Here is a 15,016-nt window from a genome sequence, read left to right as displayed (position 1 = left end):
AACGGGGCAACCGGGGCGGGGTTGACGAATCCATAACCATCCGGCTATGAGAAAATACATAGCCACGGAGTTATGGGTTCATGCCGCACGCTCAAGACGCCGCTCAAGAAACCGCACAAGACACTGCGCAGGGCATCCTGTTCCGTTCGCTCGCCGATCCGACGCGGCGGGCGCTCTTCGAGCGCCTGTGCCGCGACGGCGAGCAGACGGTGGGTGCGCTGACGGCGCAGGCCGGAGTGTCGCAGCCGGCGGTCTCCAAGCATCTTTCGGTGCTGAAGCAGGCCGGACTGGTGCGCGACCGCCAGGCGGGCCGACAGACCCACTACAGCGCCGATGCGACGGCCCTTGCTCCGCTGGCCGACTGGACGCGGCGGATGACCAGCTTCTGGGAAGCCCGGTTCGATGCCCTGGAAGACCTGCTTGGAAGGATGGATCAGTGACGCAGACGCAGGACGACACGCTGTCGGTGGTGATGGAACGCGATATCGCCCACCCGCCGGAGAAGATCTGGCGCGCCTTGACCGAACCGCACCTGATCGAGGAATGGCTGATGAAGGGCGATTTCCGCCCGGCCATCGGCCACCGTTTCGGCTTTCGCGCCGACTGGGGCTCGGTCGACTGCGAGGTGCTGGACATCGAGCCGCCGCACCTGCTCGCCTATAGCTGGGGCGATCACGATCTGAAGAGCATCGTCACCTGGACGCTGACGCCGACGGGCAGCGGGACGCGGCTGCGGATGGAGCAGACCGGCTTCCGCCGCGACCAGCCGCGCTATTTCGGCGGCGCGAAGGCCGGCTGGCCGCATTTCCTCGACAAGATGGAAGAGGTGCTGGCGCGGATGGAGTGACAGGCTCCGCCGCGACCTGAACCGGACCGTTACCCCCGAACCTGGAGATTGCCATGACCCGCAACGGATGGATCCGCCAGACCCACCGCTGGCTGTCGCTCGCCTTCACCCTGGCCGTGCTCGCCAACATCGCCATGAACCTTGCCGGCACCCCCTCCGTCCTGGTGGGGGTGCTGGCCCTGGTGCCGCTGATCCCCTTGATGCTGACCGGCCTGTGGCTGTTCGCCCGGCCCTGGCTGACGCGGCGCGACGGGCAAAAGGGGGGCGGCCTGCAGGAGCAGGCGTGAGGGCCGCCGAAAAACGCGGAGCGCCGAAGGAACCCAGGCTGCTGTCCGGCGGCAATCCGCAGATCGCCAAGGGCGAGGGCGACGAGCCCGTCCAGGCCTATATCGCGGCCATGCCGGGCTGGAAGAGAGAAGCGGGCCGCAAGCTGGACGCGCTCGTCGAGCGCACCGTGCCGGACGTGCGCAAGGCGGTGAAATGGAACTCGCCGCTCTACGGCGTGGAGGGGCAGGGCTGGTTCCTCGGCGTCCACTGCTTCAACAGATACATCAAGCTCGCCTTCTTCCGCGGTGCGCAGCTGGAGCCGCCGCCGCCCGTCGCCTCCAAGGACGAGGCGACGCGCTACGTCCATATCCACGAGGACGAGGGGCCGGACGAGGCGCAATTGGCAAGCTGGATCGAACAGGCCGCAAGGCTGCCGGGCTGGAACGGGTGAGGCGGAGCCGGGGCAAATAGACATTGGTGCCCGCCGCATTTCGCAGTAAAGTCGCACAAGCTCCATTGCACACGCAAGGGTAGGGACGCTCAATGCCGGGCGCGCGTCATTGTCTGCTTTTCGATCTCGACGGGGTCCTGATCGACAGTTGGGATGTCGCGCGGTCCGCCTTCGTCGGCGCTTGCGCCGAGATCGGCCGCGACGGCGAGGAACTCGTTTCCGGCTTCCGTGACCGCCTCGGCCGGCCGATCGAGGACATCGCCCGGCAACTCGACTTGCCCGCGGGTTTCGGCGAGACGTTTCGCACCCATGCCCGCCGGCTCGACCACCTCGCGGTGCCGCTCGACGGCGTTGCCGAGTTGCTCGCCGGATTGCGGAGCCTCGGCTGCCTGATCGGCGTGGTGACCGGCAAGGATCGCGCGCGCTCCCTGTCGGTGCTCGCCGGTTGCGGCCTGATCGCCCATGTGGATGCGCTGGTCGCCGGCGACGAAGGGCCGGGCAAGCCGGCGCCGGACCCCTTGCTGCTGTGCCTCGACCGGCTCGGCGCACCGCTGTGCCACGGATTTGTCGGGGATACTGCAACGGACATGGAGGCGGCGCGCCAAGCCCGGGTTCCGGCGATCCTGGCGCTGTGGGGCGGGGCGCGGCCGGTGGCGTGCGATCTGCTCCTGTCCCGTCCGCGCGACGTCGCCGACCTGATCGGCATGGCGCAGACATCCTGAGCGCAGAACGTCTCCGACAGGCAGTCTTTTGCTGAAAATGGGCTTTTGCTGAAAATCGGCGCCGGGGAGAGCCCCCGGCACCGCTGGCGAAGCGCCGTTCAGAGCGTTTCCATGAAGCCGTTGATGACGGCCGAGACCTTGGCGCCCACCTCGGCGCTGCCGTTCCACAGCAGGTCGAGATGCCCGGCGCCGCGGATCCAGGCGACGTTGGCATAGGGGATCACCGCCGCAGCCTTCTCGACCGAGTCGGCGACGCGGCTTTCCGTGCCGCCGATCAGCAGCACGGGCATCGTCAGCTTGGTCAGGTCCCGCTTCGAGATCGGGTTGCGGGCGCGGATCAGGAACTCCTGGGCCAGCGTCTCGCTGCTCTGGGATTCGCTGACGATGGCCTTCGACATCTTGGTCGACTTCGACCGGTCGAGGCCGACGGACCGGTCGACATAGCTCAGCATCGCCTGGATGGCGCCGTCGCTATCGCCCTTGGACGCGAGCTCGGCACGGTGCTCGAGTTCGGCGCGCTCGGTGAACAGCGCCGGTTCGACGAGGATGAGAGCGGAGACCGCGCCCGGATTGTGAAGCGCGTAGGCCGTCGTGAAGTAACCGCCATGGGAATATCCCAGAAGAACGGGCGACTTGGCGCGCGTCGTCTTGATGGCTGCGTCGAAGTCGGCCATGTAGTCCTTGAGAGAGAAGTCCTTGACGCTGCGGTCTTCGATGACACTCTTGCCGAAGCCGCGCTGTTGCATCTCGGCGATCGGATAAGAGACACGCGCGAGCATGTCCTCTCCGCCACAGGCGGCCATGACGATGCGCGGTATGGTGCCCCTGTCGGCCGTCAGGCGCACCTGGATCTTGGCATTTCGGGATTCTGCAAGTTCAACGGAAGGCATGGTGATCTCCCTTTTCAAGCTGGTCCACTGATGTGTCGAGGCGAAAAGATGGCGCTCTGGCCGGATCCATCTCGATCCGGACCGACACGACGCCACGCCTGAGCGTGCAACGCGGCAAGCAGAAAAATACAACCCAATAATGCGAGCGGATGCGCTGGCAACCATATGGTGCGCCGATCTCGCCAGGTAAGCAACATAAAGATGTATTGTTTTTGCTTCTCCCGCTTCCGTAGAGGTAGAAATGCCTAGGGCCGGCGCAGAGGAGCAGGGCGAGATTCAGACAGAAGGGCGGGGCAGAGCAACGGCGGCGGCCATAGCGGCGGTGTCGGGAGGGAAGGGAAGATCGGGGGCAACGAACGCGGCGACGCGGCCGGCCGCAGCCGGCGGATCGCGGAGGCAGTCCTCGTAGGAAACCGCCAGGGTCCGCCCCGGGCCGAGGCGTGCGCACCAGTCCTGCGCCTCTTGCTGGAGAGCCGCAAGAGGGGCCGTCCAGTCTTCAGGGGCGCCCGGATCGCCGCCGGCGGCCGCGATCATCCGGCCTTGCGAGCGGGCCGTCGCCTCGAGATCGCGGTGCATGAGCACCACCTTGCAGCGGGCGCGTGCGGGCAGGCGCATCAACAGGGGAACGACGACCTTCACGGCCTTGCCCCGGGCCTGGTCGAGCCACGCATGGTCGATGGCTATCCGGCGGACGGGAGCGAACTCGAAATAGCCGTAGGGGTTGTGACTGTCCGGTTGCCGCTGTTCGTCCACCAGCAGGTCGAGACCGCCGGCGGCAAGCATGCGCATCATCATCGAGGTGCCGGAGCGCGGCAGGCCGCTGACGATGACGATGTCCGGGGCCTGTCCTGCCATCGCTTCCTCTCCCCCTCAGCCGGCAAGGTGCCGGTCGAGCCAGCGCTGGAGGACCTGCACCCGCCAGCGCAGGTCGAACGATGCGCCGGGTCCCGTCATCTGCGCGAGCGCGCAAGGATCGAGGCCGAGATCGGCGAGGGGACCGGCGGGCTGTCCTTGCCAGGGGGCTGCGCGCTCGATCCAGGCCGCGAGCGGCCGGCTGAGCGGAAGCTTGGGCCGGGCGCTGGCCTTGGCGCCGAGCCAGCGGGCGGCGGTGCGCCGGAGCAGGGCCTTGTCGGGAGCTCCGTTGCGCGCGTCCGGATCGGCGCGGGTCAGGCTGAAGCCGACGAGGTGCCGGTCTAGGAACGGAACCCGCGCCTCCAGCGAGCAATGCATGCACATCATGTCGGCTGTCGCCAGCTCCCATCCGGGCAGGTGGGTGGTCATGTAGAGAAGATCGAGAACGCGTGCCGGCGTGGTGGAGGCGAGCCCGGGCGCCATCGCGGCAAGCGTTGCGGCCAGTCGGGCGGTCATGTCGGCGACCGCATCCGGCCCGACAAGAGCGAGAACCGAGGCGCGCCGGGACGGATCGATAGCCGAGTAGCAGGCCATGAAATGGGAGATCTGCTGCTCCAGCGAGCCCTCGGCCGGGCCGAAATAGGTGTTTCTGTAGCCGCCGAACTGTTCGTCCGAACCGGTTCCGGTGAGGACCACCTTGACCGCGGGCTCCGCCTCGCGCAGCGCGCGGGCCATCGCCATGACCGCCGGTGCATCGCGGGCGCCAAGCGGCATGTCCATGGCATCGAGCGTGTCGGCCACCAGGGCGTGCGGATCGAGCGTCTCGACGTCGACGAGATGCGAACGGTAGCCGAAGCGGGCTGCGAGGGCGCGCGCGGCCTCGCCTTCGCCGTCGGGTCCGGCAAACGCCAGCGTGGCGGCCGGCGTGCCGGAGGCCAGCCGCGACGCGGCAAGGGCGGCGACGATGCCGGAATCAAGCCCCCCGCTCAGGAAGAGGCCGACGGGAGCATCCGACAGGCAGTTGCCGGCAACGGCATGCTCCAGCAACTCGGCCAGCCGGTCCTCTTCATCCTGGCCGCCCGTCGGCGCCGCCGGTTGCGGCAGGCTCCAATGGCGCCTGCGGTGCTCCCGTTCTCCGTCGAAGACGGCAAGCTCTCCGGGCGGCAGCTGGCGGATGCCGGCAACGACGGTGTTCGGCGCCAGCGGAAAGCGCAGCAGCAGCGTCTCGGCAATGCCGAGCGGATCCGGCCGGCGAAAACGGCCCGGAAACCCGGCAAGGATCGCACGCAGGCTGGAACTGGCCACGACGAGATCGCCGACCTCGGCCAGGAACAAGGGGCAGATGCCGAAGGGGTCGCGCGCGACCAGCATCGTGCGGTTGCGGTCGTCGAGGATCGCGAACGCGAACTGGCCCTCAAGCTCCTCAACGATTGCAGGGCCGAGCGCCTCGTAGCCGGAAAGGACGGTCTCGACGTCGCAGCCGGTGCGCCAGCCGCCCGGCGGCGGCCCCAGGCGCTTGCGAAGCGCGTCGTTGTTGAAGATCTCGCCGTTGAAGGCGATGCGCAGCGTCGCGTCGTGATTGGCGAAGGGCTGGTCGGCGGTTGCGGCCGGGTCGCGGATCCGCAGCCGGGCGGCGCCGAGCGCTCCCGATGCCGCAATCGCGATGCCGCTGTGGTCGGGCCCGCGCCGACGCATCGTCTCGAGCATGGCCGAGATCGCCGGCGCGGACGGAGGGACTGCGCCGGACCGTGGATAGAGGGCAGTGATGCCGCACATGGTCCCTCAAGCCTGCGCCGGGCGGAGATAGCGCGCAAGGACACGCTCCAGCGCCGCGCCGAACTCGTCGACCTCCGCCGGGCCGGTGCGCGTGGACACGACGCCCATGCCGGTCGGCGTCACCAGCACCCCTTCGTTGATCAGCCCCAGATGCAGCAGCCGGTGCAGCGCCTGGTCCTGCTGCAGCAACTGTGCGTGCGAGCGCGCCGGGCGCGGAAGGGCATGCAGGCAGAAGAAGCCGCCGGCGGCGACGATGGAGGCCGGGACGACGCGGCGCGCCAGGACCGCGTTGCCGGCGCCCGCAAGTGCCTGCGCGAGGTGATCCATCCGCGTGAAGTCGGCCTCCTCCAGCGCGTCGAGGCAGGCGATGCCGGCGGCCATGGTCATCGGATTGCCGTTATACGTGCCGGCAAGGCGGATCGCTCCTTCGCGGAACGGGTCGAACAGCCCCATGATGTCGGCCCGCCCGCCGAATGCGCCGACCGGCAGGCCGCCGCCGATCAGCTTGCCGAGCACGGTCAGGTCCGGGCGCAGGCCCAGCATCGACTGCACCCCGCCGCGATGCATGCGGAACATCATCACCTCGTCGAAGATCAGCAGGATGCCGAGTTCCTGCGTCACCGAACGGATGCGGGCGAGGAGCTCGGGCGGGACCTGGATGAGGCCGGCGGCGCCCTGGACCGGTTCGACCACCACGGCGGCGAGGTCGTCCGCCGCCTCGCGGAGGCTGGCGACAAGCCGGTCCGGCTCGTCCACCGACAGCGGCAGAATGTCGGCGGGCACGGCTGCAGCCCGGGCGGAATTGCTGCCGAGGTCCGGCGCGCTGCCCGGACCGTTGGCGGTGCCGAAGTCGGAGGAGCCGTGATAGCCGCCATGCAGCTTGGCGACCCGGCGGCGCCCGGTAAAAGCGCGGGCGACAGACAGCGCGGCCATGACCGCTTCCGTGCCGGACGAGGTGAAGCGCAGCAGCTCGATGGAGGGCACGCGCTCGCAGATGCGCCGCGCGAGCTCCGCCTCCAGCGGGTTCGGCGCGGCGAAGCAGAAGCCGCGTTCCGATTGCGCCCGCACCGCCTCGACGATCGGCGCGAAGCCGTGCCCGTGCACGCTGACGCCGAAATTGGCGTTGAGGTCGAGACGCGTCCGGCCGTCGACATCGCTCACCCGGTCGCCCGACCCGCAAGCCAGCACCAGCGGGAAGGGCGCGAAATGATAGGAAGAGCGGGTGCCGCCGCCAGGCAGCACGTCGGCGGCCGTCTCGCGGTAGCGGGCAGAGCCGGGATTGTCGCGACGATAGTCGGCGATGGCCGCATCGAGCCCGCGCGCGACCGCGTCCTGCCACTGCGGCGCTCCGGTCACGTCCACCCTCCGTGCTGCAGGATCGCCGTTGCGCCGACGCCGCCGCGCCCGGCCGCCACGAGCGCCAGGGTTGCCGGCGGCGCGGCTCCTTCCTCTGGCGCGTCGCCGCATTCCGACAGCGTCTCGGCAAGGGCTGCGGCGAGGGCGGCGAGCGGTCCGTCGCCGCCGGAGGCAGCAGCCTCGACGATGCGGCAACGGGAGAGGTCGACGCTGGTGCAGGCTCGCGCGGCGGCAAGCGATGCCTGCGCGGCCGTCTCGCCGGGCCGGCCGGCACCGACGGCCCGGCTTGTCTCGGCCACCGCGGCGAGACGGCCGAGGGCCGGACGGTTCGAGCCAATGCCCGGTGCCTCGATGAGCATCGCCGTCGCCGCATCGCGCGGGGCAAGGTCCGGCATGCCGAGCAGCCGGTGCGCGCGGCATGTCGGCTCGTCGGCAATGTCGACGCCGCAGACGAGCGCCCGGTCGATCAGCCCGAGCGCCATCATGTCGCAGACCAGCGCAAGGGCGGCGAGGCCGCTGGTCTCGCCGCAGGTCAGCGTCACGGTGGGGCCGACGATGCCGAAGGCGCGGGCCGTCAGCGTCGCGCCGAGATGGGCGCCGTGCGACAGGGCCATCGAGGGGGTGATGTGGCGGGGGTTGATCGCATAGGTGCGGGCGAGCAGGTCGCTCCAGGTGGCGGTACCGCCGAGCGCGGTGGCGACGACCAGCGCGAGCCGCTCGGACCGCAGTTCCTCCTCCGAGAGGCCTGTCCGCGCGACGAGGCCCGTCGTCGCGGCGAGCGCCAGCCGCGCGGCGCGGTTGTAATGGGCATTGGCCTCGCCGCCGGACAGGGTGTCGAGATCGGCAAGCGGCAGCCAGTGGAGGCCGGCACCGGTGCGAGAGCCGAGGGAGCGCGGCGCGGCACCGGACAGGGTGAGGGCGGCGACCAGGCGCGGCGGGGCGGCCGGTGTCGCACGGGGCGGGGCAGCAGCGCCGAGGGGAGGCGCGCCTGCCTCCGGCAAGGGCTTCAGCACCGCGGCGGTGTTGACGCCGCCCCCGCCCATCGACAGCGACAGGGCCGGGCGAGGCAGCGCTTGGAGCCCGCCCTTTGGAACATGGCGCAGCGGCAGCTTGGGGTCCGGATCGTCGAGACCGAGCGTTTCCGGCAGGTAGCCGGTGGCGACCGCGTCGATGGCGACGACCAGCTCGATGATCGCCGAGGCGGAGGACAGATGGCCGGTGAAGGACTTGGTCGCGCTGACGGGAATGTCGTCGGCGGCCGCACCGAACGCCTTGCGGATGGCCGCATATTCGCTGATGTCGATGTTGACCGTGCCGCTGGCATGGCAGTTGATGTAGCCGATGTCCTGCGGCGCAAGGCCCGCTTCCGCCAGCGCCGCGGCGATGCAGCGGGCGATGCCGCTGCCCTCCAGCTGCGGGATGATCTCGTGCGGATCGTCGGAGCAGCCGAGCGCGACGCCGGCGATCTCGGCGAGCGGACGGGCGCCGCGCGCCAGCGCGTGCTCCGCCGCCTCGATCACCACCGCACCGGCGCCATCGCCGAAGACGGTGCCGTTGCGCAGCCGGTGGAACGGGCGGACGGTCGGGCCGATGATGCCGGACCTGTCGGCGCCCCAATAGGTGATGGGCTTCAACTGGTCGGCGCCGCACACCACCGCCGCATCGATCCGCCCGGTGCGGATCGCATAGGTCGCGGCGGCCAGCGCGATGAGACCGGAGGCGCAGGCGTTGGAATTGACCTGGCGCGGCCCCTCCAGGCCGAAGTCGCGGGCGAGCCGGTCGGCCAGCGTGCCGGAGGGAAAGGTCGCGAGCGCCAGGCGGTGGCGGCGTGTCATTTCCGCCGGTTCCGGCACCTCGCCGAACAGGCGCTCGGCGGTGTGGCCGTCGCCGGAAACGGTGGCGAAATACAGGCCCATGCGCCGGGCCTCGTCGCTGCCGGCGGCGATGCCGGCATGGGCCAGCGCCTCGGAAATCGCCGTGCGGGCGATGCGGCGCAGCCGGCCGGGAAGCGTCGGGGAAACGGACTTGATCTGCGAGGCGGTCGCGTTGCTGCGCGACACCGGGATGCCCTCGAGCGGCGACAGGCCGTGCCGTCCCTCCCGCAGGGAGCTGCGAAACGCCGCAAGCGTCGCCCCGGCCGAGCAGTTCACCCCCATGCCGGCAATGACAACCGCTCGGGTCATGTTGGCGCACTCATGTCAGACGGGTTGCAGCCTCAGGCAAGGATCATCCTGCAAACAATCGGAGCGGTCAACAGTTTCATCCTTATACTTTTGCGTGTATATTCGGGCGGATCGTCGATGCTGCCGGCATCGCAGGTCCAGAACACCCAACCCTGTCTGGACGGAAGATGAGCGCACCTGCCCGGGATCCCCGCGCCTTCAAGACGGCCGCGCCCCAACTGCCGCTGCGGCCGCAGGAGCGGACGGCGCTGCGGCGCGCGCGGATCCGGCTGCGCGACACCGCATGGACGCCGCCGGAGCAGTTTGCCGCCGAGACCGGCATCCCGCTCGATCGCTGCCGGATGCTCTCCGCGCTGGCGCGGTTCCAGTCGCTCGGCTCGGTCGGCCCCTCGCTCGCCGCCGATATCTGGGCGCTCGGCTACCGCTCCTTCGACGACCTGGCCAAGGCGGATCCGGCCGAGATGTACATGGCGTTCACCGCCCGCGTCGGCAGGCCGGTGGATCCTTGCGTCGAGGACGTGTTCCGCTGCGCGGTCGCCCAGGTGCGCGACCCCGACCTGCCGGCCGAGGCGCGGAACTGGTGGTACTGGCTGCCCTATCGCGGCACGTCGGTCGCCGCCGTGCCGGGCGAGACGACCCCGCCGCGGTCATAGGCACCGGCAATCAGGCGCATGACCGCAAGGCCCTGTGCGCCGGTTGCCGCACGGCCTTGCTGCACAAGACGGAGCATCCTCGCGAAGTCGGCCGATGGCTGGCGCCGGAGCGGGATCGAGGCGTCGACCGTGCCCGACAAGCGGCCAAGCGAAGGCCCCGGCGCGAAGCCGAACAGCGTGTCGAGGCGCAGCCTGCCGCGCGTTCCCGCGACCTCGATCACGGTGGCGTCGGCGGCAACATCGTCATGCCAGCTGGCGTGCAGGCGCAGGTCCCGCCCGCGCGCGTCGCGCCACGACGCATCGGCGGCGATCTCCACGTCGAGGGGCAGGTCGTCGGCCGCGCCCGCCGCCATCCAGGTGCTGGCACCGCCATCGGTCTGGGCGTCCGCCGCCGCCGTCAACCGCGCGGCGAGCACGGTCATTTCCGGCCAGCCGAGCAATGTCATCGCCGTATCGAGAAGGTGCGGCCCCAGGTCCGCAAGTACGCCGCCGCCCGACAGCCTGCGCGCGGTGTACCAGGAGCCGGGCCGCGGGATGCCGGAGCGGCGTCGCCAGGTCGCCTCGACCGAACGGATCTCGCCGACCGTCCCCTCCGCCACAGCCTCGATCAGCCGCACGACATCGGGCCGGAAGCGGAACGGCGTCGAGACGAACAGCCGTTCGAGCGGCAGGGCGGCAGCGGCGGCGGTCTCCACCTCCCATGGCAGGCAGGCGGGCTTTTCCACCAGCACCCGGCAACCGGTGGCGAGAAATGCGCCGGCCAGCGCCAGGTGGCTGGCATTCGGCGTCGCGACGATGCAGAGCGGAGCGGCGCCGGACCGCCGGGCAAGGTCGATCGCCTGGCCGAGCGCGGCGCGCCCGGCAGGGTCGTCTCCGGTGTCGAAGCATGTCGCGCGCCAGCCGAGCCGGGCGAACGCCGGCAGGTATCCCTGCCGGGCGATCCAACCCGCCCCGACCATCACCACGTCGCCCCCGGTCTCCATCGCGCCCCCGCCGTCTGCCGCACCAGTCTTCATGGTTGCCAGGTTCCGTCAAATCAATTTGACGTTGTGGAGGGCGGGTGGTTTCATGGGTGAGGTTTGCAGCGTCATCGGGCTCTGCCCGGGGAGGGGTATGCGGATGAGCGGATCAGCCTTGCCGGCCATGCTCGGAGGACAGCCGGCACTTGCCGGACCGCTTCCGGCCTGGCCTCCGCAGGACCCGGCGCAGGAGGAGGCGATCCTCCAGGTGCTGCGCACCGACCAGTGGTGGTCGAAGGGCGGCTCGGCCGTGACCCGCTTCGAGGAAAGTTTCGCCCGGGCGCATGGCACCCGCTTCGCAATTGCCTGCACCAATGGCACGCATGCGCTGGAACTGGCGTTCCGGGCCCTCGGCATCGGTGCGGGCGACGAGGTGATCGTGCCGGCGATGACCTTTGTCGCAACGGGCATGGCGGCGATGCTGGTCGGAGCAAGGCCGGTGCCGGTGGACGTCGATCCGCACGACTGGTGCATTTCTCCCGACGCGATCCGCGCCGCGCTCACCCCGGCTACAAAGGCGGTGGTGCCGGTGCATTTCGCCGGCCATGTCGCCGACATGGACGCGATCATGGCCCTGGCGGACGAGGCCGGCATCGCGGTCGTCGAGGACGCTGCCCATGCCCATGGCGCCGCGCGCAACGGCCGACCGGCCGGCAGCTTCGGCGCCTTTTCCGCCTACAGTTTCCAGAATTTCAAGCTGATGACGGCCGGCGAGGGCGGCATGCTGCTTGCCAATGACGAAGATCTGGCGCGGCGGGCACGGCTGGTGTCGCATTGCGGCCGGCCGGACGGCGACCGCACCTATGCCCATCTCGTGCTCGGCAGCAACATGCGGATGACGGAGTTTCAGGGCGCGTTGCTGCAATGCCAGCTCGACCGGCTGGAGGAGCGTGCGGCGCTGCGCGAGGCTCGCGCCCGGCGCCTGCGCGCCGGACTGGCCTCGCTCAACGGCGTGCGGCTGCAGACGGTCGCCGCCGATGTCGACCGCCATTCCTGGTACATGGCGGTGATGGCGATCGACGAGGCGGCCTTCGGCGGGCTGCCGCGCCAGCGGATCGTCGATGCGCTGGTGGCCGAGGGCGTGCCGGCCTATCGGATGTATCCGCGAATTCAGGATGTGCCGCACTTTGCCGGCGATTTCGCGCGGCTGGGCGGAGATCCCGCGCGCCTGCCGGCGAGCCCGGTTTCCGCCGACCTGGCCGCGAACGGCATCTGGCTGCATCACCGCCTGCTGCTGGGCGAGGAGGCGCTGATCGACCAGACCGTCGAGGCCTTCGCACGCATCCTTCGCCATGGCGAGCAGCTGCGCGATCCCGCTGCCGCGTGAGCGGGCAGGGAAGGGGATCAGCTCTCGCGCTTCTTGCGCCTGGCCGGCAGCTTGAGGGTGCGGCAGTAGTCGATGCTGCGCAGGAGCCAGCCGCGCAAGGCGTCGGTGTCTTCGTGAAAGCTCTCCGGCACGACGACCGAACTCTTGCTGACCGGTCCGCCGGGGTCGTATTGCAGCGGCCTTGCGCCCGGAACGGCGAGGAGTTCGTCGCGCGCGGCCCGGTCGAGCTTGAGCGCCAGCCCGACATTGGAGAGCGAGGCGAAATTCCGGCCCATCGTATAGGCGGTGATGCCGCCGAACATCGGCCGGAAGGTCAGGCCGTGGTCCATCGCCTCCGGCCCCAGCGTCGTCTCCACCAGCCGCTGGAGCTGGTTCGGATCGCAATCGGTCATGGCGGCATCTCCCTGTGATATCGGCGCCTACAGCGAGATTGCCTCGATCGTCCCGGTCATGTTCGCTACCCCCTCGGTGACGCCGCCGGCGACGACGAGCGTTGTGCCGAGAACACCGCAGGCGGCGGCCGTGCGGCCTTCCTTCAGCGTCGCGAAAGGCGTGACGCTACCGGTTGCCAGATCGACCTCCTCGACCAGCGGGGAGGAATGCTCGGGCGCGTTGCGCATGCCGCCGACGAGATAGGCCTTGTCGCCATAGGTGACGCCGACGAGGCCCTCGCGCGGCTCCATGCCTGCCGGCAGGGCCGTCCAGCTGCGTGTGGCCGGATCGAAGGCGGCGGCGGCATCGAGCGCATTCGCGCGCATCGTGCCGCCGTCGAACGTGTCGGCGCCGCCGAAGGACAGGATCCGTTCGCCGGCCGCAACGACGGTGTTGCTGCCCAGGATCGCCTTGGGAAACGGGCCGTCCCTGAACCCATCCTCGACGACCTCCCAGCGATCCGCCTGCGGATCGTAGACGGCGATGTCGGGCCAGTAGCCCTCGGGGATCGAAAAGCCGCCGACGACATAGATCCGGCCGCCGGACTCCGCGGCCGTGAACCAGGCCGAACCGCGCGGCATCGGTGCGATCGGCCGGCTCGCGAAACTCTCGAGGTCGAGCCGGAACCCGGTCGCGACGGTCTCGCCGGTGAACCCGCCGATGACGATGGCGGCGGAGCCGATCCTGACCGCCTGGTGGCCGCGCAGGGGCTCGGGCAGGCGCCCGACCTCGCGCACCGTCCCGTCGGCGGAGACGGCGAGGATCTCGTCGCGATTTTCCATGCCGGAGGCCCCGCCGAGCACCAGAAGCGCGTCGCCATGGACAACGCCCGGCATGTCGCCGAGCGGACGGGGAAGGTGGCCTATCACTCTGCTTTCATGCGTCACTGCGTGTCCCTCCGGTCGCATGGTGTGGCTATAGTCGCGTCGCCACCGGCGCAACGCAATTCTCCGGTGCCTCCCGTCCGCCAAGCGCGGCGATGGTCGGGGCGATGGCTTCCAGACTGGCCGCACCGGCAACCGGCCTCGCCCGTTTCACGCAAAGAAAGCCCCCATCGCGGTGCCAGCCGGTCTGCAGGGTGCGGTTGACATGCTCGGCCCAGCGCAGGTCGCCCATCGGCGGGCGGCGCGGGTCGGCGGGAGTGACGACGAGATCGGGCGCAAGCGCGACCGCCGGCCCCTCGTAGAGCGCCTCGCGCGGGTCGGCGCGGGCGATCAGCAGTTGCCCGCCGGCGTTGCGGGACGCGCGCAGGCAGTCGGCCACCTCCTGGCGCAGGGCGTGGCTGCCGTCGTTGAGCAGGATGCCGTGACTGCCCTGGACCGCCTCGCGGGCGACCCACCCGTCCTCCGCCACATGGCCCGAGGCGTCCATGCGGCAGAAGCCGCCCGCGGCAAGGGCGGTGTCGAGACGTTCGAACCCGTCGAGCGGCCCGAAGCCGATCTCCGAGAACACCAGCATCGGATCGTCGCCCGCGAGGCGGTCGAGCCGCGCCAGCGCCTCGTCGAGAAACGCATAGCCGAGCCAGAGCCGCGGAACCTCGCCGGCGCCGGCATCGGCATCGGATGCGTCCGCCTCGTGCCAGAGGAAATGCGACAGGCGGTCGACGATGGTCAGGTTGACGATCAGCACGTCGTGCTCGGCGCCGAGCGCCAATGCGGCCTCCAGCTGATAGCGGGCGACCTTGAGGATCGCGGCGAAATAGCTGGCCGGCGGCTCGCCGCGATAGAAGACCGAGACGTCGTGGCCATAGCGCAGACCACGCCGCTTCAACTCGTGCACCAGATCCCGGGGCCAGGTGTAGCGCAGCGTCTGCGCCATCAGATAGGAGAGCACGACCCCGTCCAGCGGTTCGGGCGGGAAGGTGAGCTGGACATTGACCAGCGCAAAGCGCTTGCCGGCAAGCTGCGGCCAGGCCCACAGGCGCGGCACGAGCACGTCGGACGAGGTCAGGACAGCGGGCGGTGCGCCGCCCTCCGAACGGATCTTCCAGTAGGAATAGCAGCCGTGATGGCCGCGGCCGCGGCCCGTGAAGGCGGTGGCGAGGTTCGAGGGCTCATAGGGCGCCGGGCCGCAGTCGAGATCCCACGCAGCGGCGGTGCCGAGCGCTTCGGTGAGCCACGGACACAGGGCCCGTCCCCTGGTGCTGCGCAACAGGCCGGGATCCGCGCCTTCGGCGATTGCAACCACGAGAACCAATTCCCTTATCCCCGTTACTTTTAATTGTATTCCCAGCTGTATCGC

At 70.0% G+C, this 15,016-nt stretch carries 16 protein-coding genes; 7 read left to right on the top strand and 9 right to left on the bottom strand.

The genetic code is table 11. The annotated features are described in order from the left end of the window. The first annotated feature begins 80 nt into the window (after positions 1–80). From GH266_RS01150 to GH266_RS01130, 5 genes are all read left to right on the top strand, one after another. Positions 81–440, top strand: a complete 360-nt coding sequence (locus GH266_RS01150; protein ID WP_158192260.1) for an ArsR/SmtB family transcription factor — start codon at positions 81–83, stop codon at positions 438–440. After that, complete coding sequence (locus GH266_RS01145; protein ID WP_158192259.1) at positions 437–847, top strand: SRPBCC family protein; 411 nt, start codon at positions 437–439, stop codon at positions 845–847. The genes GH266_RS01150 and GH266_RS01145 overlap by 4 nt, the downstream gene beginning before the upstream one ends. Before the next feature lie 53 nt (positions 848–900). Next, on the top strand, positions 901–1,134 hold the full coding sequence (locus GH266_RS23405) for a hypothetical protein (RefSeq protein ID WP_158192258.1): 234 nt from the start codon (positions 901–903) through the stop codon (positions 1,132–1,134). Next, positions 1,131–1,565, top strand: a complete 435-nt coding sequence (locus GH266_RS23320; RefSeq protein ID WP_158192257.1) for a DUF1801 domain-containing protein — start codon at positions 1,131–1,133, stop codon at positions 1,563–1,565. Before GH266_RS23405 ends, GH266_RS23320 begins: the two co-directional genes overlap by 4 nt. Positions 1,566–1,657: 92 nt before the next feature. Then, positions 1,658–2,287, top strand: a complete 630-nt coding sequence (locus GH266_RS01130) for an HAD family hydrolase (RefSeq protein WP_158192256.1) — start codon at positions 1,658–1,660, stop codon at positions 2,285–2,287. Between the two features lie 98 nt (positions 2,288–2,385). Here GH266_RS01130 and GH266_RS01125 read toward each other — a convergent pair whose 3' ends face one another. The 5 genes from GH266_RS01125 to GH266_RS01105 form a co-directional block, all read right to left on the bottom strand. Continuing rightward, complete coding sequence (locus GH266_RS01125) at positions 2,386–3,177, bottom strand: alpha/beta fold hydrolase (protein ID WP_158192255.1); 792 nt, start codon at positions 3,175–3,177, stop codon at positions 2,386–2,388. A gap of 276 nt (positions 3,178–3,453) precedes the next feature. Next, positions 3,454–4,032, bottom strand: coding sequence for a sulfotransferase family protein (locus GH266_RS01120; protein ID WP_158192254.1), 579 nt, complete (start codon positions 4,030–4,032; stop codon positions 3,454–3,456). Between the two features lie 15 nt (positions 4,033–4,047). Continuing rightward, a complete protein-coding gene (gene asnB, locus GH266_RS01115; RefSeq protein ID WP_158192253.1) occupies positions 4,048–5,805 on the bottom strand; it encodes an asparagine synthase (glutamine-hydrolyzing) in 1,758 nt (585 codons plus the stop codon). 6 nt (positions 5,806–5,811) lie between these two features. Continuing rightward, on the bottom strand, positions 5,812–7,161 hold the full coding sequence (locus GH266_RS01110; RefSeq protein WP_158192252.1) for an aspartate aminotransferase family protein: 1,350 nt from the start codon (positions 7,159–7,161) through the stop codon (positions 5,812–5,814). After that, complete coding sequence (locus GH266_RS01105; RefSeq protein ID WP_158192251.1) at positions 7,158–9,344, bottom strand: beta-ketoacyl synthase N-terminal-like domain-containing protein; 2,187 nt, start codon at positions 9,342–9,344, stop codon at positions 7,158–7,160. Before GH266_RS01105 ends, GH266_RS01110 begins: the two co-directional genes overlap by 4 nt. 167 nt (positions 9,345–9,511) lie before the next feature. Here GH266_RS01105 and GH266_RS01100 point away from each other — a divergent pair, with 167 nt between their 5' ends. After that, complete coding sequence (locus GH266_RS01100) at positions 9,512–9,997, top strand: helix-hairpin-helix domain-containing protein (RefSeq protein WP_158192250.1); 486 nt, start codon at positions 9,512–9,514, stop codon at positions 9,995–9,997. Here GH266_RS01100 and GH266_RS01095 read toward each other — a convergent pair. After that, complete coding sequence (locus GH266_RS01095) at positions 9,940–11,013, bottom strand: Gfo/Idh/MocA family protein (RefSeq protein ID WP_158192249.1); 1,074 nt, start codon at positions 11,011–11,013, stop codon at positions 9,940–9,942. The genes GH266_RS01100 and GH266_RS01095 overlap by 58 nt on opposite strands. A gap of 103 nt (positions 11,014–11,116) precedes the next feature. Between GH266_RS01095 and GH266_RS01090 the strand changes: the two genes are divergently transcribed. After that, positions 11,117–12,343 (top strand): DegT/DnrJ/EryC1/StrS family aminotransferase, encoded by a 1,227-nt coding sequence (locus GH266_RS01090; protein ID WP_158192248.1) that lies wholly within the window; start codon positions 11,117–11,119, stop codon positions 12,341–12,343. A gap of 17 nt (positions 12,344–12,360) precedes the next feature. Here the strand turns inward: GH266_RS01090 and GH266_RS01085 are convergent, their stop codons facing one another. Genes GH266_RS01085 through GH266_RS01075 form a run of 3 tightly spaced genes read right to left on the bottom strand, consistent with a single transcriptional unit; the run spans position 12,361 to position 14,962 of the window. After that, positions 12,361–12,735 (bottom strand): TfoX/Sxy family protein, encoded by a 375-nt coding sequence (locus GH266_RS01085; RefSeq protein WP_158192247.1) that lies wholly within the window; start codon positions 12,733–12,735, stop codon positions 12,361–12,363. 27 nt (positions 12,736–12,762) lie between these two features. Beyond that, positions 12,763–13,644 carry a Kelch repeat-containing protein gene (locus tag GH266_RS01080; protein WP_158192246.1) on the bottom strand — a complete coding sequence of 294 codons (882 nt, stop codon included), beginning with the start codon at positions 13,642–13,644 and terminating at the stop codon, positions 12,763–12,765. Positions 13,645–13,690: 46 nt separating this feature from the next. After that, positions 13,691–14,962 carry an alkaline phosphatase family protein gene (locus GH266_RS01075; protein ID WP_158192245.1) on the bottom strand — a complete coding sequence of 424 codons (1,272 nt, stop codon included), beginning with the start codon at positions 14,960–14,962 and terminating at the stop codon, positions 13,691–13,693. Positions 14,963–15,016: the final 54 nt, after the last annotated feature.

The organism is Stappia indica, from assembly GCF_009789575.1.
In the GTDB taxonomy this organism is placed as follows: domain Bacteria; phylum Pseudomonadota; class Alphaproteobacteria; order Rhizobiales; family Stappiaceae; genus Stappia; species Stappia indica_A.
This window is presented reverse-complemented; position numbering and strand designations above follow the sequence as displayed.

Bases quoted from the DNA above. Each gene is read 5' to 3' on its own strand.
- GH266_RS01085 (WP_158192247.1), bottom strand. From the start codon at position 12,735: ATGACCGATTGCGATCCGAACCAGCTCCAGCGGCTGGTGGAGACGACG.
- GH266_RS01120 (WP_158192254.1), bottom strand. From the start codon at position 4,032: ATGGCAGGACAGGCCCCGGACATCGTCATCGTCAGCGGCCTGCCGCGC.
- GH266_RS01090 (WP_158192248.1), top strand. From the start codon at position 11,117: ATGAGCGGATCAGCCTTGCCGGCCATGCTCGGAGGACAGCCGGCACTT.
- GH266_RS23405 (WP_158192258.1), top strand. From the start codon at position 901: ATGACCCGCAACGGATGGATCCGCCAGACCCACCGCTGGCTGTCGCTC.
- GH266_RS01125 (WP_158192255.1), bottom strand. From the start codon at position 3,177: ATGCCTTCCGTTGAACTTGCAGAATCCCGAAATGCCAAGATCCAGGTG.
- GH266_RS01130 (WP_158192256.1), top strand. From the start codon at position 1,658: ATGCCGGGCGCGCGTCATTGTCTGCTTTTCGATCTCGACGGGGTCCTG.
- GH266_RS01100 (WP_158192250.1), top strand. From the start codon at position 9,512: ATGAGCGCACCTGCCCGGGATCCCCGCGCCTTCAAGACGGCCGCGCCC.
- asnB (WP_158192253.1), bottom strand. From the start codon at position 5,805: ATGTGCGGCATCACTGCCCTCTATCCACGGTCCGGCGCAGTCCCTCCG.
- GH266_RS01105 (WP_158192251.1), bottom strand. From the start codon at position 9,344: ATGACCCGAGCGGTTGTCATTGCCGGCATGGGGGTGAACTGCTCGGCC.
- GH266_RS01095 (WP_158192249.1), bottom strand. From the start codon at position 11,013: ATGAAGACTGGTGCGGCAGACGGCGGGGGCGCGATGGAGACCGGGGGC.
- GH266_RS01150 (WP_158192260.1), top strand. From the start codon at position 81: ATGCCGCACGCTCAAGACGCCGCTCAAGAAACCGCACAAGACACTGCG.